This is a genomic window from Achromobacter sp. KK8, assembly GCF_054188005.1.
Genome location: NZ_CM135178.1, coordinates 5046045 through 5066896 on the forward strand (window position 1 = coordinate 5046045; position 20852 = coordinate 5066896).

At 68.6% G+C, this 20852-nt stretch carries 15 protein-coding genes; 5 read left to right on the forward strand and 10 right to left on the reverse strand.

Going from position 1 to position 20852, the window contains the following annotated elements:
• Positions 1–20 precede the first annotated feature (20 nt).
• From tssE to ACVN9Z_RS23390, 5 genes are all read right to left on the reverse strand, one after another.
• Entirely contained in the window at positions 21–506 is a 486-nt protein-coding gene (gene tssE / locus ACVN9Z_RS23370; RefSeq protein ID WP_006384075.1) for a type VI secretion system baseplate subunit TssE, read from the reverse strand.
• Between the two features lie 70 nt (positions 507–576).
• A complete protein-coding gene (locus ACVN9Z_RS23375) occupies positions 577–1080 on the reverse strand; it encodes an Hcp family type VI secretion system effector (protein ID WP_006384074.1) in 504 nt (167 codons plus the stop codon).
• Between the two features lie 40 nt (positions 1081–1120).
• A complete protein-coding gene (gene tssC, locus ACVN9Z_RS23380; protein WP_006384073.1) occupies positions 1121–2611 on the reverse strand; it encodes a type VI secretion system contractile sheath large subunit in 1491 nt (496 codons plus the stop codon).
• A complete protein-coding gene (tssB, locus tag ACVN9Z_RS23385) occupies positions 2604–3128 on the reverse strand; it encodes a type VI secretion system contractile sheath small subunit (protein WP_006384072.1) in 525 nt (174 codons plus the stop codon). The genes tssC and tssB overlap by 8 nt, the downstream gene beginning before the upstream one ends.
• Positions 3129–3195: 67 nt before the next feature.
• Entirely contained in the window at positions 3196–3912 is a 717-nt protein-coding gene (locus ACVN9Z_RS23390) for an outer membrane protein assembly factor BamD (protein WP_232254223.1), read from the reverse strand.
• Positions 3913–4068: 156 nt separating this feature from the next.
• On the opposite strand from ACVN9Z_RS23390, the gene tssJ reads away from it, so the two are divergent.
• The 5 genes from tssJ to ACVN9Z_RS23415 all read left to right on the forward strand — a co-directional run bounded on the left by tssJ (position 4069) and on the right by ACVN9Z_RS23415 (position 12791).
• A complete protein-coding gene (tssJ, locus tag ACVN9Z_RS23395; RefSeq protein WP_223308493.1) occupies positions 4069–4686 on the forward strand; it encodes a type VI secretion system lipoprotein TssJ in 618 nt (205 codons plus the stop codon).
• A gap of 77 nt (positions 4687–4763) precedes the next feature.
• The gene (gene tssK, locus ACVN9Z_RS23400) at positions 4764–6110 is read left to right on the forward strand and encodes a type VI secretion system baseplate subunit TssK (protein ID WP_047991000.1); all 1347 of its coding nucleotides are present in this window, start codon (positions 4764–4766) and stop codon (positions 6108–6110) included.
• Between the two features lie 58 nt (positions 6111–6168).
• Positions 6169–6948 (forward strand): type IVB secretion system protein IcmH/DotU, encoded by a 780-nt coding sequence (gene icmH, locus ACVN9Z_RS23405; protein WP_024069116.1) that lies wholly within the window; start codon positions 6169–6171, stop codon positions 6946–6948.
• 25 nt (positions 6949–6973) lie between these two features.
• Complete coding sequence (locus tag ACVN9Z_RS23410; protein ID WP_448685096.1) at positions 6974–12169, forward strand: type VI secretion system Vgr family protein; 5196 nt, start codon at positions 6974–6976, stop codon at positions 12167–12169.
• Positions 12150–12791: a hypothetical protein gene (locus tag ACVN9Z_RS23415; protein WP_241059339.1), complete on the forward strand. Its 642-nt coding sequence runs from the start codon at positions 12150–12152 to the stop codon at positions 12789–12791. The genes ACVN9Z_RS23410 and ACVN9Z_RS23415 overlap by 20 nt, the downstream gene beginning before the upstream one ends.
• 41 nt (positions 12792–12832) lie before the next feature.
• On the opposite strand, the gene ACVN9Z_RS23420 is transcribed toward ACVN9Z_RS23415, so the two are convergent.
• The 5 genes from ACVN9Z_RS23420 to ACVN9Z_RS23440 are packed head-to-tail and all read right to left on the reverse strand — an operon-like array spanning position 12833 to position 20709.
• Positions 12833–15133: a DUF2235 domain-containing protein gene (locus ACVN9Z_RS23420; RefSeq protein WP_006384063.1), complete on the reverse strand. Its 2301-nt coding sequence runs from the start codon at positions 15131–15133 to the stop codon at positions 12833–12835.
• Positions 15126–15905, reverse strand: coding sequence for a DUF3304 domain-containing protein (locus ACVN9Z_RS23425; RefSeq protein ID WP_006384062.1), 780 nt, complete (start codon positions 15903–15905; stop codon positions 15126–15128). Before ACVN9Z_RS23425 ends, ACVN9Z_RS23420 begins: the two co-directional genes overlap by 8 nt.
• Complete coding sequence (locus ACVN9Z_RS23430) at positions 15898–16875, reverse strand: DUF4123 domain-containing protein (protein WP_026382004.1); 978 nt, start codon at positions 16873–16875, stop codon at positions 15898–15900. The genes ACVN9Z_RS23425 and ACVN9Z_RS23430 overlap by 8 nt, the downstream gene beginning before the upstream one ends.
• 10 nt (positions 16876–16885) lie before the next feature.
• A complete protein-coding gene (locus ACVN9Z_RS23435) occupies positions 16886–19756 on the reverse strand; it encodes a type VI secretion system Vgr family protein (RefSeq protein WP_458212702.1) in 2871 nt (956 codons plus the stop codon).
• Between the two features lie 26 nt (positions 19757–19782).
• Positions 19783–20709, reverse strand: coding sequence for a hypothetical protein (locus tag ACVN9Z_RS23440; RefSeq protein ID WP_070781454.1), 927 nt, complete (start codon positions 20707–20709; stop codon positions 19783–19785).
• Positions 20710–20852: the final 143 nt, after the last annotated feature.

Below are 20852 nucleotides of genomic sequence, written 5' to 3' on the forward strand. Positions count from 1 at the left end.
GCCCGCGTGCGTTTATGTTGTCAGGCGGCCGCCGCGGCCTTGGCCCAGCCCTTGCTGACCGAATACTGCAGCGTCGACGGCTGCAAGGTCGCGTCGAACGTCACCGGCTCATGGGCCGGGCCGACGTCCAGCATCGCGGTGATCGCGAAATACAGCACCGAGGTGGCGCGGCTGTCGACCTGGAGCACCACGCGCACGTGCGTCAAGCGCGGCTCGTGGCGGGCGATGGCCTGCTCCAGCGACCGGCAGATGAATTCCCGGTCGTAGTGGCTGGCCAGGCTGAGCCCGGAGAAATCCGACAGCCCGTAGGTCAGGATCGACCGCTGGCAGTTCGGATAGCGCTTGAGCGACTCCTCGGTGAAGACCATGCGGGTATTGAGCAGGGCCTCGATGTCGCGCGCGACGGTTTCCTTGATTTCCTCGACGGACAGGCGCCGCAGCGCGTGCGGCGCCGGGCCGTCCCCGTCGAACAGCTTGTCGAACAGGCTGGGTTCGAATCCCTTCATCACGGACCTCTTTCAGGAAAACCGCGGCCCGGTGACGAGCCGCGGCCTTCGCCTTGCCGCGCGGTCGGGATCAGACCGAGTAGGTCTTGTCGTTCTTGGTCAGGCTCCAGGCGCCCTGGGAATTGCCGCCCTGGTTGCCGCCGACCTTCTGCTGCGTGTACTTCCACTGGACCGCGGCGTACTTCAGCGAGAACGATTCGTGCGGCAGGCCTTCGCTGACCACTTCCGGCGCGACGCGCGAGATGATCACGTACTTGAGCTTGATTTCCAGGTACTTGACGCGGTTGCCTTCGCCGTCGGCGCGCAGGAAGTCGATGGTCACTTCGTCAAAGGTCGTGCCGCCCGAAGCGTGCTGGTAGAGCAGCGGGCTGACCACGTCCAGGTCCTTGGTGAAGACCATTTCGCCATGCTCGGTGCGCTCGGCGGTGTGGCCGCCCGAGGTCGAGGCGGTGGCCGACCGCGGCTGGATGATCTCGTGGCGCCACGAGCCCACTTCGATCCAGTCCGGGTGATCCTTGTCCTGGGACTCGCCCTTGAGCGCGGGATTGCCGAATTTGACGTAGATGTCCTTCATTAAAGTACTCTCCGGTTAATAGCTTTGGATCAGACGGTCATCACGATTTCTGGGCCTGGGCGGGCAGTTCCGCCACCAGACGCAGGGAAATCGACAGCTCGTCGAGTTGGAAATGCGGCCGCAGGAACGCCACGGCCCGGAACACGCCAGGACGACCCGGCACTTCGGCTACTTGCACCGATGCTTCCCGCAGGGGGAATTGCGCTTTCTGCTCCTGGTTCGCGTTGTCGTCCAGCAGCACGTACTGCGAGACCCAGCGGTTCAGGAAACTCTCGACCGATTGCGCGGACGCAAAACTGCCGATCTTGTCGCGCATCATGGCCTTCAGGTAATGGGCCACGCGCGACACCGAAAAGATGTACTGCAACTGCGCCGACAGCACCGCGTTGGCATTGGCGCTGTCGGTGTTGTACTTCTTGGCCTTCTGCACCGATTGCGCGCCGAAGAACGCCGCGTAGTCGGAGTTCTTGCAGTGCACCAGCGGGATCAGGCCCAGGTCGCTCAGTTCCTTCTCGCGCCGGTCGGTGATGGCGATTTCGGTGGGACACTTGAGCGCGATCTCGCCATCGTCGGTCTTGAAGGTGTGGGTCGGCAGGTTCTCGACCAGGCCGCCGCCTTCGACGCCGCGGATCGCCGCGCACCAGCCGAAGTCGGCAAAGGCCGCGGTCAGGCGCGCGCCGAAGGCCCAGGCGGCGTTGCACCACAGGTACTTGGCATGGTCGGTGCCGTCGACGTCCTCGACGAAATTGAAGCCTTCCACCGAGGTGCCCTCTTTCGGGTCGTACGGCAGGCGGCCCAGGAAGCGCGGCATGGTCAGGCCGACGTAGCGCGAGTCCTCGGAGTCGCGGAAGCTGCGCCACTTGGTGTATTCGACCGTGTCGAACACCTTGGCCAGGTCGCGCGGGCGGCCCAGGTCGGCGAAGCTGTCCAGGCCCAGCAGCTCGGGCGAGGCCGAGGCGATGAACGGCGCGTGCGAGGCCGCGGCCACGTGCGACATCTGCTCGATGAAGTACATGTCCTCGGGCTGGCGGGTGATCTCGAAGTTGCCCAGCAGCGCGCCAAAGGGCGAGCCGCCGAAGGTGCCGAATTCTTCCTCGTAGACCTTCTTGAACATCAGGCTCTGGTCGAAGTCGATGGCGGTCTGGAAGTCGCGCACCAGGTCGCGCTTGGTGACGTTGAGCACCTTGATCTTGAGCATCGGCCCGGTATTGCTTTCCTGGCACAGGTAATGCAGGCCGCGCCAGGTGCTTTCGAGCTTCTGGAACTCGGCGCCGTGCATGACTTCGCTGAGCTGGGCCGAGATCAGGCGGTCCAGCTCGGCCACGCGGGCGTCGAGCATGGCGGACAGGTTGTCCGACACCACCACGGTGCCCTTCATGACTTCGCGCGCCAGTTCGCCGATCAGGTCCTTGGCGCGATCGTGCTCGGCGGTGGATTTGGCCACCCGGCTCTGCTCGACGATCTGGTCGAGCAGGCCCGAGTCGGCGGCGGCCGGGGCGGATGCGTTTTGCGCGGCGGCGGAATTACTCATTGCTGCCTCCCTTGCCGTCCTTGCCGGCTTCGCTGGTCAGTTGCTGCAGTTTTTCCGTGCTGCTGAGCACTTCGCCCAGCAGATCCTCCAGCTTGTCGTTGCCGGCCAGCTTGTTGCGCAGGTCGGCCAGCTTGGTGCGGATCTCCAGCAATTCCTTGAGCGGTTCGATCTGCTGCACCACGGCCTCGGGGCGGAAGTCCTCGATCGAGCGGAACTTCAGGTCGACGCCGAAGGTGCCGCCCTCGTCGGTCAGGCGGTTCTTCACGCGGTACGCGGCGCGCGGCTCGAGGCCGCGCATCACGTCGTCGAAGTTGTCGACGTCGATATTGACGAACTTGCGGTCCTTCAGGCGCGGCAGCTCGGCTTCCGACTGCGCGCTGAAGTCGCCCACCACACCCACGACGAAGGGCAGTTCCTTCTGCTCGATCGCGTCGCCCTTCTCGACGTCATAGGTCAACTGGACGCGCGGCGGGCGTACTTTCTGGAGTCTTTTCTGAACGCTTTCTTTCTTAGCCATGGGGGCTCCAAGCGGATGCGTATTGACGAAGGCAAGCGGCCCCGGCCAGCCGGGTCCGGCGGGCCGATCAGGGTTTGAGGAGATTGCCGAACGGATCCGGCGCGCGGCCCGCGGGAGGGGCAGAGGTCTGGGCCGGCGGCGTGGCGCCGCCGGATTGAGCCGGCTTGGCCGCGGCGCCGGCGTTGGCGGCCGGCGTGCCGGCCGAAGGGGTCACCGCCGTACCGGTGGCGGGGGTGCCCGCGGCGGGCGTGCCCGTGGCGGCCGCGCTGTCGTTGCGTGGCTTGGGCGGCGGGCGCGTGCCGCCGCCGCGCGGCGGCTTGCGGCCCTCGGGGAACAGCACGTCCTGGCCCAGCGTTTCACGCATGGCGGCGGCCAGCGCCACCGCGTCGCTGCGGGCGTTGCCGGCCAGCAGCGCGTCGGCGCGCAGGTCGGCCAGCGATTGCATGGCGACTCGCAGGCCGCCCACGGCGCGCACGGTCTTGGCGGTGAAGTCGTTCGAGTCGCGATTCAGCGCCTCATCGGCGGCAACGATCGCTTCCCCGTATTTCTGCTCATCGAAGCGGATCTTGGCGATGTACGACCAGGGTTCGCCGCGCGACGGGTTGCGCTGCGCGATCTCCTGGAATTGGGCCACGGCCTCGTCGCCCCCCTTGTTGGCCAGCGTCTCGGTGGCCTGGGTGATCGACTGCTTGTATTCAGCGTCCGTCTGGGGCTTGTTGGTGGTGGCACAACCGGCCATTAACGCCACCATGCCACCTATGAGGAAATACCGGGAAAGTTGCATTTTTTGGGCACGTGTCTGATGTAACCAAGGGCCGCGTATTTCAACAACTTTTTGTTAGTACACCACTACAGAGGATTACGTCATGTAACTTGCGTCGAAATGTCGTGCAACGTGCCGTCATCTGTATGTTGTCGCAATCATCCGGTATAAAGAGCCATGTCAAAACATCTCAATTTATCGCGATGCTTGGCGGCCACGATGCTCATCGCGGCAGTGCCCGTCATTAATGGTTGTGCGGCGGTTTCCGCCCTTGGCGCGGTCGCCGGAATCACCGGCACGGCGCTCGATGCGGCGGGCCTGAAAAAGGACCCGAATGCGCCCACCGATGTGAAATTGGCGATACACGCCGGAGAAAATTTGAATGCGAGCAGCGGCCAGCCAACCGCCGTCGTTACGAAAGCATACTATTTGAAGAATGCCGAGGCATTTCAGCGCGCGCCGCTCACTCAATTGGTTGATACTGCGCAGGAAAAGGCGGCATTGGGCGACAGTCTCATCGCGTCGCGCGAAATCACCCTGACGCCAGGCCAGCGTTTCGAGAACGTCGAAAAGGTGCCGAAAGGCGCCGCGTACATCGCCGTTGCCGCCTTGTTTTACGCGCCCGCGCCGCAGCGCTGGAAATACGTGTTCGAGGTCAAGGAAGTCGAAGACACCGGCATCGTCCTGGGCGCGCATGCCTGCGCCATGACGGTCGCCACCGGCAAGATCGTGCTGCCGCCGGGCATGCCCGCGTTCGATCCGTCCCGGCTCGGTTCCCTGCAATGCCCGAACTGATTCCGGCGCGAGCCGCGCGCGTTCACCGCAACGTCCTCTTCATATATATAGATAGTCAATAACGAGAGCCCGCCAACGTGAGTTATTCAGCGAAGATCCTGTGGGGAGAGGGCCTGTTCCTGCGGCCCCAGCATTTTCAGCGCCAGGACGCCTACCATGAGGCCCGCCTGGCGGAAATGAGCCGCGCGCTGCATCCGTATTCGTGGGGCCTGCGCGCCGCGCGTTTCGACGCCGCCGCGCTCGCCAATGGCATGTTGCGCGCCACCGAACTGTCGGCGATCTTCCCCGACGGCGAAATCTACAACGCGCCGCACAACGACGACGTGCCGCCCGCCGTGGCGCTGGACGGGCTGGACGGCGCCAGCGAGGCCGTGTTCTACCTGGCCCTGCATCCGATGAAGGACATCGGCGGCAACTACCGCGACGCGCAGCAGGCGCAGGGATTCGATGCCCGCTACGCGCACCAGGACAGCCCCGCCCCCGACCTCTACACCAATGCCAGCACCGCCGAGCTGGCGTTTCTGCGCAAGAACGTGCGGCTGCTGTCCGAACACGAGCCGCGCGATGCGCTGCTGACGATCCCGGTGGCGCGCGTGCGCCGCACGGCCAGCGCCGGTTACGAGCTGGACACCGGCTTCATCGCGCCCAGCCTCACGGTGCAGGCCTGCGGCGCGCTGTTCGAGCAGTTGCGCCGCCTGCTGGACGCGCTGCAGGCCAAGGTCAACGCGCTGTACGGTTTCCATCGCGAGCCGAACAAGAACATCATCGAGTTCCGCTCGGGCGACGTGGCCTCGTTCTGGCTGCTGCACACCGCCAACGAAGCCTATTCGGCGCTTTCGCACCTGTTCCACAACCCGCAGCTGCATCCGGAACGCCTGTTCCAGGAGATGCTGCGGCTGGCCGGCGCGCTGATGACGTTCTCGAAGGTGCACACGCTGGCCGACCTGCCGGTGTATCGCCACGAGCAACCCGGCGCGGCCTTCGCGCAGCTCGACACGATCCTGCGCGACCTGCTCGACACCGTGATCTCGACGCGCTACTTCTCCATCGTGCTGGAAGAGCTGCGCCCCTCGTTCCACGTCGGACGCCTCGATTCCGACAAGCTCGACGAGACCACCGCGCTGTACCTGTCGGTGTCCGCGGCGACGCCAGCCAGCGAGCTGGCCGAAACGGTGCCGCTGCGCTTCAAGGTCGGGGCGCCGGACGACGTCGAGAAGCTGGTGCTGTCGGCCATGCCGGGCGTGCAACTGGCCTACACGCCACAGGTGCCGCCGGCCGTGCCGGTCAAGCCGGGCGCCTGCTATTTCACCCTGCAGACGCGCGGCTCGCTGTACGACCGCATGCTGCAGGCCCGCAGCATTGCCATCTACGCGCCGTCCGGCATACCCGAGCTGAAACTGGACCTGATCGCCGTCACCCGCTGACGCGCGCCCTGTCCGCCCCTTCCCGACGCCACCCCGACATCCACTGACAGAGCCCGCCATGAACACCGCCGCGCCCTCTCTGATGCCCGCCGCCTCGCTCCCGCCGCGCGCCGCCGATTTCTACGGATCGCGCCCCGCCAAGTCACTGCTGGACCTGCTGTACGACGGCTTCCTGATGCTGTTCCTGCTCAAGAGCGGGCAGGAACCGGCGAGCGCCGCGTCGTTCTCGGCGCGGGTGCAGCAGTTCCTGGCGGACTTCGAGCGCAGCGCCAAGAAGCTCGACATACCGGCCGAGGACGTCTACGCCACCAAGTATGCGTTCTGCGCGGCGGTCGACGAGACCGTGCTGAATTCGGGCTTCTCGATCCGCGACGCCTGGATGCTGCAACCGCTGCAGCTGACGCTGTTCGGCGAGCAACTGGCCGGCGAGAACTTTTTCTCGCGGCTGGAGGACCTGCGCGCCCAGGGCGCGCCGCGGCTGCAATCGCTGGAGGTGTTCTACATGTGCCTGCTGCTGGGCTTCCAGGGCAAGTACATGATCGAGGGCCAGGAAAAGCTGGGCTACCTGACCGCGCGCCTGGGCGACGAGATCGCGCTGCTGCGCGGCAAGCGCGCCGGCTTCGCGCCGCACTGGCCGCTGCCCGACAAGATCGCCCACACGCTCAAGCGCGACGTGCCGCTGTGGAGCATCGGCGCGCTGTTCGCGTTGCTGGGCCTGCTGGCCTACCTGGGCATGGCGCATTTCCTGAACGGCGACATGCAGACCGCCATGGCGCCGTATCACGACATCGTCAAGCTCGGCCCGCGCGCCGCCCACCTGACCATCTCGCTGCCCTGACGGCACACGCACACCGCCACGCACCATGATCGATCGTTCCTCCCCGCCCGCGGGCTACAGCAGCCTGGATGTCGCCGCGCTGTCCCAGAACGCCCGCCTGCTGCAAGTCGAAACGCCTTTGGGCGAAGCGCTCGTCGTCGAACGCCTGCGCCTGCGCGAAGGCGTTTCGGAACTGTTCGCGCTGACCCTGGACTGCCTGTCCGCGTCGGCCGAGCTGGACGTCGAACCGCTGCTGGGCAAGGAGATCAGCGTCAGCCTGCTGCTGGCCGACGGCGGACGGCGGCGCTGGCATGCGGTGGTGGAAGGCGTGGACGCGCTCGGCGCCGACGGCGGGCTGGCGCGTTACCGCCTGCACGCCGCGCCCTGGCTGGCCACGCTGCGGCTGCGGCGCGACAGCTTCGTGTTCCAGGACAAGTCGGTCACCGATATCCTGACCGACGTGTTCGCGGACTACCCGCTGGCCGCGTTCGCCTTCGACATCGCCGAACCGCTGGCGCCGCGCCCGGTGCGCACCCAGTACCGGGAAACCGACCTGGACTTCGTGCTGCGGCTGATGGCCGAGGCCGGCCTGAGCTTCCGCTTCGACCACCAGCAGGGTGACAGCAAGGCCGACGGCGGCGGCGCGCGCCACCGCCTGGTGGTGTTCGATGCCCGCGCCGCGCAGCCGGCCAACCCCGCCGCTTCGCTGCGTTTTCATCGCAGCGATGCCACCGAATCCGAAGACAGCGTCACGCGCTTCGGCGCGGCGCGCGAGGTCCGCGCCAACGCCGTCACCCGCGTCGCCTGGAACGACCGGACGCTGCTGGCGCACGGCGCCCATGCCGAATCGGCGCTGGACGCCGGCGCGCTGCCGCCGCTGGAAGACTACGACTACGACGGACACGGCCGCCACCCGGACGACGCCGCGGCCGAACAGCTCGCCAACCGCGGGCTGCAGGCGCACGAGGCGCGCGCGCTGCGCTTCGAGGGCGGCGGCAGCGCCCGCCAGATGATGCCGGGCCACGTCTTCGCGCTGACCCAGCACGACCGCTACGCGCAAGGTGCGGGCGCGGCGGGCGACGAGCTGGGCGGCAACCGCTACACGCTGCTGTGGGTCGAGCACGAGGCCGCCAACAACCTGGGCAGCCAGGCCGCCCAGGCGCTGGCCGCCCCCGATCTGGAGCATGGCGCCTACCGCAACGACTTCACTGCCCAGCCGGCCGCCGCGGCGCTGCTGCCCGCTTGGCGAGCCCGGCCGACGGCGCCCGAAGGCGTGACCGCCCTGGTGGTGACGGCGCAGGATGCCAGCATCACGACCGGGCGCGACCTGCGCGTCAAGGTGCAATTCCCGTGGCAGCGCGGCGAGCGGCCGCTGCCGGGCGGCCTGCGCCACCGCAGCCACGGCGACGACGCCGGCAACGCGCCGGGCGACGATCGCTCCGGCACCTGGCTGCGCGTGGCCGGCGCCCAGGCCGGCCCCAACTGGGGCGCGCATCATCTGCCGCGCCAGGGCACCGAAGTCGTGGTGGAATTCCTGGATGGCGACATCGACCAGCCCGTGGTGGTGGCGCAGCTCTACAACGACAGCGATCTGCCGCCGTGGAGCGCGGGCGTGGATGGCCAGGCCAATCATCCCGGCACGCTCAGCGGCTGGCATAGCCAGGGCCTGGACGGCCAGGGCCACAGCCAGTGGCTGTTCGACGACACCGCCGGCCAGGTGCGCACGCGCCTGTCGAGCTCCATCGCCGCCTCGCAGCTGGGATTGGGCTATCTGGTCAAGCAGGCCGCCGATGACGCATCGCGCGGCGAATGGCGCGGCAGCGGTTTCGAGCTGCGCTCGGACGCCTGGACCGTCGTGCGCTCGGGCCAGGGCATGCTGCTGTCGGCCAACGCCCGCGAGGGCGCGCGCTCGACCCAGGCCGATGCACAGGAGGCCCTGGCGCTGCTGCGGGGCGCGCGCAACGCGGCGAGCCGCATCAACGACGCCGCCACCCAGCGCCAGGCGCGGCCGCTGGCGGCCAACGAGCAATACGATGCCCTGATCAAGGCGGTCGATCCCAAGGCCGACGGCCGCTATCCCGGCAGCGTCGGCGGCCAGCAGGCGGTCAAGGCCGCCGGCGGCGAACGCGGCGGCAGCGATCCGGTCGAGCGCATCGACGGGGCCCGCATGCTGATCGACGCGCCTTCGTCGATGAACCTGGCGACACCGGCCTCGGCCGTGCTGCACGCCAGCGAAAACCTGCACGTCACCGCCCAGGCCGACGGCCACATCGCCGCGCGCCAGACCTTCGCCAGCGCTTCCGGCCGCTCGACCAGCCTGTTCGTGCAGGATGGCGGCCTGCGCGCCATCGCCGCCAACGCGCCGGTGTCGCTGCAGGCCCATACCGACATGCTCGAAATGCTGGCCGGGCAGGACATCACCATCACCTCCACCACCGACAGCATCGAAATCCTGGCCAACCAGCGCATCACCCTGCAGGCGGCCGGCGGCGCCATCGTGATGGACGGCGGCGACATTGTCTTCAAGGGGCCGGGCATGTTCTCGGTCAAAGGCGCCTCGCACAACCTGATCGGCCCGGCCAGCGACGCGGCCGCCCTGCCGGCCCTGCCCTCGAGCCAGGTGGGCGATCCGATGCTGGTGACGGCGGAACTGGTGCACCGGCCGAACGCGCTGCTGCAAGCCCTGAATGGCTCCGGCCAGGCGCTCAACGCCGCGGGCGCGGCCGATGCCGCGGCAGCGGGCGCCGCGCTGCCGGCGGCGGGCACCGCGACGGGCGGCGGCTCCCTGCTGGGCGGCCTGGGCGCCACCCTGGCCAGCGGCGCAACGGCCGTCTCCAGCGGATTGCAGAGCGCGACGCAGACCGCGTCCGGCATGGTGGACAAGGCCAGATCCATGGCCAACGCCGCGCTCAAGCCGGTCCAGGACCTGGGCGCGATGGCGGGCAAGGCCATGGGCTCGGTGACCGAGGCCGGCTCGGGCCTGGTGTCCGGCGCCGCCGCCAGGGCCGGCGGCATGGCGCAATCGGCGCTGGGTTCGGCAACGCCCTCATTGATGGGCGGCGCCACGCCTTCGTTGATGGGCGGCGCGCTTGCCAGCGCGGCGCCGATGCCCGCCGGCTTGGCCGATGCGGCCGGCGCGGTATCGCAGGCCGGCGCGATGGCGGACCAGGCCACCGCGATGGCCTCGCAAGCCGCCGCATTGAGCGGCAAGGCCGCCGGCATGCTGTCCGGCGCTTCCGGCGCGAGCGCATCGGCGGGCGCTTGCGCCGCGGCGAGCACGGCCGGCGCAGCCTCCGGCGCGGCGGCATCGTCGCCGGGCGTGGCGGCGCAGGCGGCCGGCATGGCGTCGTCGGCCACCGGCGTGGCCGCGCAGGCCGCCGGCGCCATGGGCAATGCTTCGGCCGCCTCGGCGCTGTCGGCGGCCTCGGGCCTGACGGCCGCGGGCGGCGGCGGTGTCGGCGCGGCCATCGGGCCGGTGATGACGCAGGCCATGGGCGCCCTGGGCGACCGCGGCGCCGCGCTGGGTTCCGCGGTGAACACCCTGCTGTCGATGCCCGACGTCAACCAGGGCAACCTGCCGGCGGTGGCCGGCGCCATCCTCGGCACGCCCGGCCTGACCGATTCGGCGGTGCCCACGGTGGTGGGCGCCATCCTGCAATCGCCCAGCATTTCCAGCGTCACCTTGCCCAAGGTGGCCGAGACCATCATGAACATCCCGGCGGTGGCCAACTCGCCCTATCCGGGCCTGGCCAAGCGGGTGATGGAAGCGGCGGGCATCAGCCTGCCGGGAACCGCCGCGCGGCCGGCCGGCCAGGACGCGGGCGCGGCGCCGGACCCGGCCCCGTCCTCGGCCACGCCGTCGGCCTACCGGGCCCGCAACGGCGCCAAACTGCAATACGTCAACCTGACGGAGCCTTCCGAACGCTGGAACGACGGCCAGGCGCTCAACAGCCTGGATCGCCAGACCAACAAGCCCAAGATCCATGTGAAATTCAACAAGGCCGGCCAGCACCGCTTCACCGTAAAGGTCAGCCCGCGCCCCGGCAACGCCGTGTATTCGGCGCGCGAACAGAGCCGCCAGCCCCTGTACCGCGAACCCACCCAGCGCACGTACAACTACGTCACGGACGCCGATGGCACCAAGACCGTCGACGACATCGCGCTGCCGGCCGCCGGCCTGAACACCTACCTGTTCGAAGTGATCAACGACAAGAACCAGATCATCTCGACCGAGGTGGTTGAAACCGTCCGGCGCCTGTATCTGCAGGAAATCATGCTGCCCGGCCCGGAAGCGCTGCCGCGTCCGCACGGCTTCCAGCCGACCGCCACCGAGTACGCCCGCCATGGCGTCGACGTGCTGCAATTGCCGCCAGTGAGCACTCCCGGCGATGCCAATTCCGACGTCTTCACCGAAGACGGCGAGGCGCGCCTGCGCCAACTGGCCGGCTCGGTCTATCCCCGTTCGCAGGGCCCCTCGCACGCGCCCTACACCATCGTGGTCTGCCACGTCGACCGGCTGGCGTCGATGCTGCCCGTGCAGCCGATCTACGTGCAGGCCAGCGCCGGCCCCGGCGCGCCCGACAAGGAAGTCCAGTTCGTCAGCGCCGACGGCAACGTCAGCTTCCTCTGGCACAACATCGAGCCGAATGTCGACTGGTTCCTGGAATGCCTGTTCGAATACACCGACCCGGCCGCGGGGGTGCGGCGCGTGCCTGTCGCGCGCGACCGCTTGACGCCGCTGCCCTACGATCCGGCCGAGCCCAAGGCCTGCCATGCCGTCAATATCCGCCTGGCCGGGCTGCTGCCGATACCGGCCACCGGCAGGTTGATCCTGCGCGTGCGGCTCATGGAAAGCGCCGCCGCCGGCGCGGCCTTCTACGACACCAACCTGCTGTGCGTCGCGGCCCTGTCGCCCTTCGAGCCGGTCACCATGAACTACCAGCAGGAAACGCTGGTGCACGAGATCGGCCACTTGATCGGCATGGTTCCCAGCGGCCCGGAATGGGCCCAGGCCCATCCGGACGAAGCCGACATGGATTCGTCCAAGCTCGACAAGGGCCCGTTCTTCTATTCCCAGTTCGGCAACCATTGCCACTTCGGCCTGCCCGCCAGCCAGGCCGATCCCAGCCACACTGGCGCCTGCGTCATGTTCGGCGGCGACTGCCAGAGCATCCGCTATTGCGTCCATTGCGCCAAGGCCGTGCGTAAAGTGGACATGTCCAATGGCTGGCCGTCGTTCTGACGGCCGGCGCCGACTGGCGCCGGCCCTGGCCCTGCTGCTCGCGGCCGCGCTGGCCGCCGCGCCCGTGTCGGCGCGGACCGTCGGCGGTCCGCGCGCTCCCTCCCAATCCGCTACCCAGACCGCTTCCATGAATACCGACTGGATCGACCCGCCCGCCTTCGCCACCGCGCCCATCGGCACCGTGCGCGACCATGCCTGCATCCCGCCCAACCAGGGCAGCGACGACCAACTGAACATCGCCGCGCCCGCCCGCGTGCGGCCGCAGGCATCGGGCGCCTTGGTGATTCCCGTCTGCGCCCAAGGCATCATCCCGGTTTCGCAAGACCAGAAGCTGCCGCGCTTCGTGGCGGTCGACACGCTGACCGGCAAGACCTACGAAGGCGTGGCCTACGAGTACAAGCGCCGCAGCCCGCCGCCGGGCGTCGAGGTCGACGAGATCGCCAGCTCGCGCCCGCCCAAGGGCATCCCGATCAGCCCGGGCATCAGCGTGGGCACGCAGTTCAGCACCGACCTGGCGGCGCAGGTGGGGCTGCCGAAGGAGCCGGCGAAGTACGAGGTGTATATCGAGTCCAACGGCGTGCGGTCGAACACCGTGACGATCGAGGTGCAGGCGGCGCCATGACCGCGCCCGCCAGACGCTACGGCTAGAGGTCGCCCTCGACCTTACGGCCGGGCCGGCGCCAACCCGTCCAGGTTCGCCCGCATCTGCTCCACGCGCGCCGCCGAGGCGGTGTCGGTCTTCATCTTGGCCTCCTCGGCCTTGAAATCGGTCTTGCCGAAGATGTCCTTGTCGCGCGTGCGGAAGTACAGCGTGGTGCTGGCCAGCAGGTGATCGGGCCAGCTGCTCAACATGGCGTCGTGCACCAGGAAGTCGAACAGCGCCATCACTTTGGGCGGCAGCGGATTCTTGCCGGCGCTGGCCTCGCGCCACACGTTCAGCAGCCGCTGCTCGGTGGCGCGCCTGGCCTTCATGTCGGCGAACGGATCCTTGGGCTTGTCTGCCTCGGTGAGCGTGCCGCCACCGCGGGTGATGAGCTCGTTGCGCATGTTCTGCATGTCGAGCTGGTCCTGCTCCATCCGCTCGATGGCCCGCACCGTATTCGGATTGTTGCGGCGGAATTCTTCCTTGTGGCGCTCCATGGCGGCGTCCTGGCGCTCCGCGTCCTCCAGCGCCCGGTACTCTTCCTCCAGGCGCTGCCACAGCGGCTTGAAGCGCTGCGGCGGCAGCTCGCCACGGCTGGCCACGGCTCGATCCCAGCGTTCGTTCTTGAGCGCCTCCAGTTCCTTCAGGCGGGCCGTGTTCTCCGGCTTGGCCTGCTCTTCCTTGGACAGCCCCAGCACGCGGCGGTACTCCTCGATATAGGCCTTCTCGGGCGTATAGAAGTCGCGGTCCTGGATCCACTTCTCGGCGGGATCGGACAGCTCGCTCTTGAATACCGGATCCTGGTAGCGCACGGCCAGCCAGCGCAGGAACACTTCCATGTGCGGCATGAAGTCCACGCCCGGCTCGTACTTGACCACGCCGCGATACGCCTCGACCAGCTCGGTGATGCGGTAGCTCTGGCCACCGTCCTGGATGGACATGCCCATGCTGAACTTGGCGTACGTCAGCGGGCGCTTGTCGAACAATTGCTCCATGCTGTAGAAACCCACGCCGTGGCACAGGCCGAGGTTCAGCATGTCGCGCAGCGGCACCCGCGACAGTTCCGCGCGCGAGCCCAGCGACCCCTCGGGGCTGACCCCGGTGACGTCGCCGCTGGATCCCGGATAGAGATACTGTTCGCCCCGGGTCTTCTCCAGGCTGTCCAGGCGCTGGTTGGCGCGCAACTCCTGGGCGGCGGCGAAATGCACGCATTTGTCGACCGCGCCCGGCACCGTCAGGGTACGATCCTTGTGCGTCTGCTTGAGCAGATCGGTGAAAGGCAGAAAGCCCAGGAACGTGTTCTCGTCCATGATCGAGGACACCGAATCCAGCAGCCCCAGGAAGCGGATGCGGATCTCGGCCTCGCGCGCGCCGTTCTTGCCCGGAAACACCAGGTCCTTGTCGTGGCGCCGGCGGTACTTCTTGACCACGTCGTTGATGAACTGGCGCGCCATGACCCCGCCGCGGTCGCCGCCGAACACCGAAATCTCGATCCGCCGCACGTTGTTCATCTCGGCGCTGACGGCTTCATGCGTTGCGCGCAGTTGGCGCAGCGCGGCGTCCACCCGCACGTCGACCCCGGTGCCCATCAGGTAGGCCACGGTCTCGTTGTCGCGGATGACGGGCACGCCTTCCAGCGCGGTGCTCTTGGCCACTTCCTTGGCCGCCGTCCAGCCCACCTTCAGCGGGTTCTTCTTGAAGCCGGCCCAGAACCCACGCACGGTGCCCTTGGCACGGTTGGCCAGGCGTTCCGGATCCCAGGCATTCCAGATTCGCACGACCTTGTCGGGCAAGGTCTTGACGTCTTTCACCACGTCCTTGTACGCCTTGACCATGGGCTGGAATGACCCCTCCTTGATCATCTTCTGCGTGGCGCTGCGCAGGCGCTTCAAGGCATCCGTCTCGGGGATCTCGTCGGTACGGGTAATGTTCTTGACCGCGCTCTTGGCATTGCTGGCCGCTTCGCTGAGGATCTTCCGGCCGGCGACGGTCGCGCCGTAGATGAGATCATCGTTCTTGGCGTCCTCGTTGAGCTCGGTGCCCAGGCCGGAATAGTAGAACCGGAACCAATACTGGTTCACGGGACGGTCTTCATCGTCGTGGGCATAGTGCGCTTCCCAGAGCCGGCAGACGTTCGAATAGAACGTGGGGTGCTGGCTGTCCACATCCCGGCTGCGGCCGAAGCCGTCGAAAAAGAACCCGATGCGGATCACGGCGCCGCACTCCTGGCAATCCTGCCTGGGATAGGCGGCCTCGCTTTCGGCCATTTTCTTCAGAACGCTGGCGGGGGTGCGATCCACCGGCGGCAGGCTGTCAGCCATTCTTGTCTCCTGGCGCGGTTCCCGTGGCTTTCAGGTGCGCGATCTTTTCGGCCGGCAGGGCCTGCACGGCCTTGGCGAAGTCCCCGGCTTGCCGGCCGGATCTGGCCAGCAGCGCCGCGATGTCGGGATCGGCGTCGAAATTCGATGCCACCGTGAAGTAGAGGAACATGTATTGCTGCATGTCCTGCCTGTCTTCGATTCGGTATTTGGTCCAGGCCGTCCTGGCCACTTTGGCCACCACCCGACGCACTTCGGCGCTGCTGCGGTAATCGCCCAGGGCGTCGCGATGCTGGGCGTACAGCCAGCGCGTGACCTCCACGATGGGGATGCGCACCTGCCCCAGCAACTTGCGGCTCAGCGCCAACTCCATGTGCTCGTCGGGATAGATATGCAATTCCAGGTACAGCGGGCCGTCGCCCGGCGGGATCTCGGCCGCCGGGAAATGCACTGGCGTCTCTTTGTTGAAGATCACCTGTTCCAGCTTGCCGTCGAACATGTGCTGGCGGACTTCCTCGCCGTCCGCGCCGCGCCAGGCCACCTTGAAATCGGTGCCCTTGAGGCTGTAGCAGCAGGTCACCGAGCCCTCGCCGCCTCCCGCGCCGATGGAACCGGTGGCGGCCGAGCTTCCGTGGGTATCGGTGATCTGGACGCGGTCCAGGTCCCAGGGCGTGTAGTTGTACGCCACGAACGACAGCCCCTGATAACTGGGCTCGCCATTGCATCCCGCCAACATCCCCAGCCACAGCAGCAGGACGACCAAGCCCTTACGCATGCAACACTCCCTGTTCCGCTTCCCGTTCCTGTTCCGCCCGCAGCAGCGCATCCCACACCGCGTCGGGCACATGTGCCAGCGCCTGCGACAACCCCTCGCCCTGGAAGTCCCGCAGCGCCGGCGCGATCGCCTCGTGTTCGTCAAAGCGCGGGGAAATGGTGATGCCCCACGCCACGTAGTCCAGCATGTCGCGCTCGCTCTCGATACCGTAGGCCCGCGCCCGCGCCATCTGTTCGGCCACGCGCGCCACCAGTTCGTCCTGCCGCAGTTCGCCGCCCAGCACGCCCAGGTAGATGCGGCGGATCTGCACGGCCAGCTTGTCCGGATAGTCCAGGTCCAGCAGCGCCTGGTGCTGCGCCAGCGTGAACGGCTGCTGCCGCGGCGCATCGGCGGCCGGTCGCTGGCCCGGGCCGGTCCACTGCGCCATGGTGCCGTCGCGGCGCGGGTAGCGCAGCAGATTGAACGGCGCCAGGAAGCGCGCGCGCTCGGACGGTGTCCAGACCTGGAAGGCGCGGTCGAGGATGCGGCTGTCGTACAGGTGCAGGTAATACTCGCGGCCGTCAGGCAAGCCGTATTCGCCGTGATAGGCGAAATGCGCCATCAGTTCGGCCAGCGGCAAGGGCGACACGAGATGCGTCAGCGCGTACGCGCCACCCTCGGCCTGGTGCAGCCGCTTGAGCAGCCGCAGCAGTTCCGAGGTCCGCGGCTGCGACGGGCCGCGCCACAATTCGAAGCGGCTCAGGTCGTCGACCTCGATCAGCAACGGCGCGATATCTTCGTAGATCGCCAGCTCGGTGCCGACCCAGATCGACCCAAAGCTGAGGTCCGCGCTGGCCCGGATCGGGCCGGCCAGTTCGGCGTGGCCGCGCAAGTCCACCAGCAGGTAGGTGTTCAAGCTGGCGCCGCCGCCGGCGGCTAGTTCGCCGGCCTGCGCCAGCGTGTCGTTGAGACGGGATTCCCAATCCATCATGCCGCGCCCCTCACGCCTTGTCGGTGATGGACTGCACGCCATCCTGCGCGTCCAGCACGCACTGCTTGCAGACGGTGAATTGCGGGAAGGCGTAAGGCAGCCGGTCCGGTCCGGCGAACTGCTTGTTGCCGGTCTTGACGTCGATGCGGCCCGGCGCGGTGACGGTGATGTTGCCGCCTTCGAGCACGATGCTGGCGCCCGCCGCCGTGGCAATGCGGATGCGCTTGGGCGCGGCGTACTCCACCGCGCTCTGGGCGCTGCCGATCTTCAGGTCCTGCTGCGCCTGCACGCGCAGGATGTCGTGCTGCGCCTGGATGTCGACGTTGCCCTTGGCCGAGATCAGGTCCAGGCCCGATTCCGCGCCGCCCTGCTGCAGGCCGGCCACGATGCCCAGGCCCTGGCCGGTATGCAGACGCAGCGCGCCCATCACCGCCAGGTTCTGGTCCTTGCCCGCGGACCAGTGCACCGCCTCCCCGGCGGTGTACTGCAAATGCTGGCCGGCGACCTGCGCCAGGCCGGCGCGCGCCGCCATCAGCACCACCGGGTCGGTGGCATGCGGCACCTTGCCCTGCGCCGCGGCGGTGTGCTTGGCCGATGCATCGCCGCGCGCCCCGCCCAGGCTCTCGCCCGCCACGGTGCCGGAGACCGCGCGGTGCATCGCCGCCAACGGCGCCTTGTCGCCATCGAGCACGCTGGCGCCGGGGCCGCGCGTGCCCTGCACCGTCGCCAGCCGCAGGCCCTGGTGCGCGCCCACCACGCCATCGAGCGAACGCGCCATCTGGTCGGTCTGGCCGGCCAGCGCCTGCACCCCGGCCGCGTCGCCGATGGCGTTCGCGCCGGCGGCGCTATAGGTGCTCAGCAGCACGCCGGCGCCGCCGCGCACCGCGCCATAGCCGTCGGTGCGCAATTCCGCGCCCAGGCCGCGCAGGCCGCCGCGATAGTTGCCGGCCTGGTGGATCAGGTGGCCCAGGTTCAGTTCGCTGGCCTGCTCGCTGCTCTTGATCTGCATGCGCAGCTGGCCGTCGGTATCGTCGAACACGATCTGGTTGTAGCCGGAGCCGCCGAATTCCTTGCTCTTGAAGCCGCTCAACGCGGCCGCGTTGCGGTGGTTCTCGTCGCCGCCGGCAGCGCCATGCCAGGCCGGGGCATTGCCGGACGCCAGGTTGGCCTGGGCGCTGGGCGCGTTATCGCGGGCCGCGGCGTAGACCTGCGTGTCAGCCTTGGCGCCCTGACGGCCGCCAGGCGTGGCCGGCGTGCCGCCTTCGCCGCGGCCGTTGTACAACGCGCCCACGACGATGGGCTGGTCGATGTCGTCATCCAGGAAGCGCACCAGCACCTCCTGGCCGATGCGCGGCACGAAACTGATGCCCATGCCGGCGCCCGACTGGCGCTGCGCCACCCGTACCCAGCGGCTGCGGGCTTCACCATCGGCGCCGCCCCCCTGCCAATGGAAGCGGATGCGCACGTCGCCGCGCTTGTTGCGCAGGATCTCGTCCTGCTCCTTCGGTTGGGTGCCGCCTTCGGCATCCGTCACGACGGCGGTATGTACGCCGTGCACCGAAGGCGCGCCCGCCAGCCGCGCGCCGCGGGCGCTTGGCAACGGCGGTCGCCAGGGGCGGTCGCAGCGCACGGCCTCGAAGCGGTTGGCATAGCCGACCTCGCGCGCCTTGGCCAGCACCGCCGGGTCCACGCGCAGCGACACGGCTTCATGCGGTTCGGCGCCCGGCGCGGCCAGCGCGTCGCCGTCCAGCACCAGGTGCGCATCCAGCCCTCCCAGGCGCTGGGCCAGCGAGGCCCGCGTCTCGGGCGGCAGGTTGTTGATGCCCGCGTGTTCGACGCGATCGAGCGCGAACTCCGGTTCGAAGCCGCCTTCCCCGGCCGGCCCCAGCGGCGACAGATCCCACAGCGTAAAACGCGTGCCGGAACGGAAGGTGCGCACCACCCCCAGGCCGACGAAGGTCTCGGCGCGGGCGCGCAGGGCTTCGGTCGCCAGATTGGCCTGGCGCCGCGCCTGCGCTTCATCGGCGAAACCGCCGTGGCCGGCGACCTCGTACCAATCCAGCCCGGCGGCGTCGTCCTGGCCGCTGGCCGGATTGACCAGCGCCTGCGCCGCCACCGCGCGCTTGCCGCTGTCGTGCCAGCCCAGCACGGTGATGCTGTCGGGCACGCGGCGGCGCTGGCGCGCCAGCATCTGCACGGTGTCGCGCGACTCGGTCGCGGCGGCCCGCTGGAAGCGGATGCCGCCGCCGGCGGACTCGGCGTCTTCGGCCAGGCCGCGGCTGTCGGCGAACAACTGCACCACATGGCGCGCTGGCACGCCGGCGTCTTCCAGCACGGTCCAGCCCAGGCCGGCCTCGGCCAGCAGGCGGGCGATGAAGTCGTAGTCGGCCTCGCGGTACTGCGTGGTGTAGGGACGCGGCGCCAGGTCGGCCAGCGCCGCCTCCACGTCGCCGGCGACGCGGTAGACATACCCTTCGTAGCCGTCCAGCACATGGCGCACGATGTCCAGCACGGGCTTGGCCTCGAACACGCGGCTGGCGCGCCGTTGCGTGGCCAGCCACAGCCATGGCACCACCGTCAGCCGGTAGCGCGCCAGGCCGGCGTCGCCGGACAGCAATTCCGCTTCGCGGACGACGCCGCTGCGCCCGGCGCGGCTGCCGTCGGCGCGGGTGGTCCACAGCGTGACGGGCCGCGAGATCATGTCCTGCAATGACAGGCCGGCGTTGTCGGACAGCGCCACCACGCGCCATTGCCCCACGCCCGAGAGCGCTTCGCGCGCGACCCAGCCTTCCACCTGCAACGACGCGAGCGCGCCCTCGCCCTGCAGGCCGTAAAGGCGGGCATCGGAATTGAACAGGCCGGTGTTCGCGGTCGGATCCATTGCGGGAAAACCTAGGTCAGGCGCGCTCACGGCTCGATGTGAGCTTGCGCATTGGGACATTCCGGAGCAGTGCCCCAGTGGCCCGCGCAAACGCGCAGGCGGCATTGTTCGCTTTCAAGAAAGCCAAGCTTGCGGCATTCCGCCAGGCGCGCCGACAGCGGCGACCCCGGCAGCTCGCGGATGAAGATACCGTCGGTCTTGTAGACCTTCGTGCCCGGCGGCGATGCGGGCGGCAGGCCATACGACATCAGGGTCGCCAGCAGTGCGGCGTCGCTGTCGTTGCGGGGCGCCGCCTTGCCGCGCGCCGGCGCGGTCTTCGAAGTGGCGGCCGGCGTGGCCGCCGCGATCAGCGCGCCGTCTCGCGCGCGCTCGCCGCGCGGCGCCGCGGCCGGGCCGGGGGCCTTGGCGGTGGCCGCGCGCGGCGGGGCGGAGGCAGGCTTGGGCGGGGCCGCCGTCACCGCCAGCGCGGCCAGCGGGTTGGGCACATCCGCCTCGGACGGGCGGGTCAGTTGCGCCAACGGATGATCGTCGATGATGGCCGCGGCATTCGAGGGCGCGGCATCGGCATTCGCGGGCATGCTCGCGCGCGGCGCGGCCGGCATACCGGCAGCGCCCGCGTTGGCGGCGGGCGCCTGGGTCTGAGTCTGGGTCTGAGGCTGGGATGGGCGCGGCGCGTCGCCATCCACGCGCGCCACCACCACCGGCAATTGCGCCGTGTCATACACCGCCCACAGTCCCGCGCCGGCGGCGCCCAGGAACAGCAGCAGCAACACCAGCAGCGGCGTCCTGGAACGTTGCCGGACAGGCAGGTGCTTGACCTCGGCATCGGGCACGCGGCCTTCGAGCGAGGCAAGAATGCGCGACGACTGCGGCTCATCCACGGCGGATGAACGCCCCGCCAGCAAGCTGGGAATGGCGGGCGGAGGTCGCGATTTTTTTTCGTCTTCTGCCATGCGAGGTTCCGTGTCGGCAGGGGCTTGGTCGGCCCCTATTAACCAAGGTGATCGAGAATACCCGATGACATCTTTTAGATCACGGCATCTTGTTACGATTCCTAAAGCATCGACGCTGTCTGCAACGCCCTGGCGCTTGCCTC

Bases quoted from the DNA above. Each gene is read 5' to 3' on its own strand.
- tssJ (WP_223308493.1), top strand. From the start codon at position 4,069: ATGTCAAAACATCTCAATTTATCGCGATGCTTGGCGGCCACGATGCTC.
- ACVN9Z_RS23410 (WP_448685096.1), top strand. From the start codon at position 6,974: ATGATCGATCGTTCCTCCCCGCCCGCGGGCTACAGCAGCCTGGATGTC.
- ACVN9Z_RS23425 (WP_006384062.1), bottom strand. From the start codon at position 15,905: ATGCGTAAGGGCTTGGTCGTCCTGCTGCTGTGGCTGGGGATGTTGGCG.
- ACVN9Z_RS23415 (WP_241059339.1), top strand. From the start codon at position 12,150: ATGGCTGGCCGTCGTTCTGACGGCCGGCGCCGACTGGCGCCGGCCCTG.
- ACVN9Z_RS23430 (WP_026382004.1), bottom strand. From the start codon at position 16,875: ATGATGGATTGGGAATCCCGTCTCAACGACACGCTGGCGCAGGCCGGC.
- ACVN9Z_RS23420 (WP_006384063.1), bottom strand. From the start codon at position 15,133: ATGGCTGACAGCCTGCCGCCGGTGGATCGCACCCCCGCCAGCGTTCTG.
- ACVN9Z_RS23440 (WP_070781454.1), bottom strand. From the start codon at position 20,709: ATGGCAGAAGACGAAAAAAAATCGCGACCTCCGCCCGCCATTCCCAGC.
- tssC (WP_006384073.1), bottom strand. From the start codon at position 2,611: ATGAGTAATTCCGCCGCCGCGCAAAACGCATCCGCCCCGGCCGCCGCC.
- ACVN9Z_RS23375 (WP_006384074.1), bottom strand. From the start codon at position 1,080: ATGAAGGACATCTACGTCAAATTCGGCAATCCCGCGCTCAAGGGCGAG.
- ACVN9Z_RS23390 (WP_232254223.1), bottom strand. From the start codon at position 3,912: ATGCAACTTTCCCGGTATTTCCTCATAGGTGGCATGGTGGCGTTAATG.
- tssE (WP_006384075.1), bottom strand. From the start codon at position 506: ATGAAGGGATTCGAACCCAGCCTGTTCGACAAGCTGTTCGACGGGGAC.
- tssB (WP_006384072.1), bottom strand. From the start codon at position 3,128: ATGGCTAAGAAAGAAAGCGTTCAGAAAAGACTCCAGAAAGTACGCCCG.
- icmH (WP_024069116.1), top strand. From the start codon at position 6,169: ATGAACACCGCCGCGCCCTCTCTGATGCCCGCCGCCTCGCTCCCGCCG.
- ACVN9Z_RS23435 (WP_458212702.1), bottom strand. From the start codon at position 19,756: ATGGATCCGACCGCGAACACCGGCCTGTTCAATTCCGATGCCCGCCTT.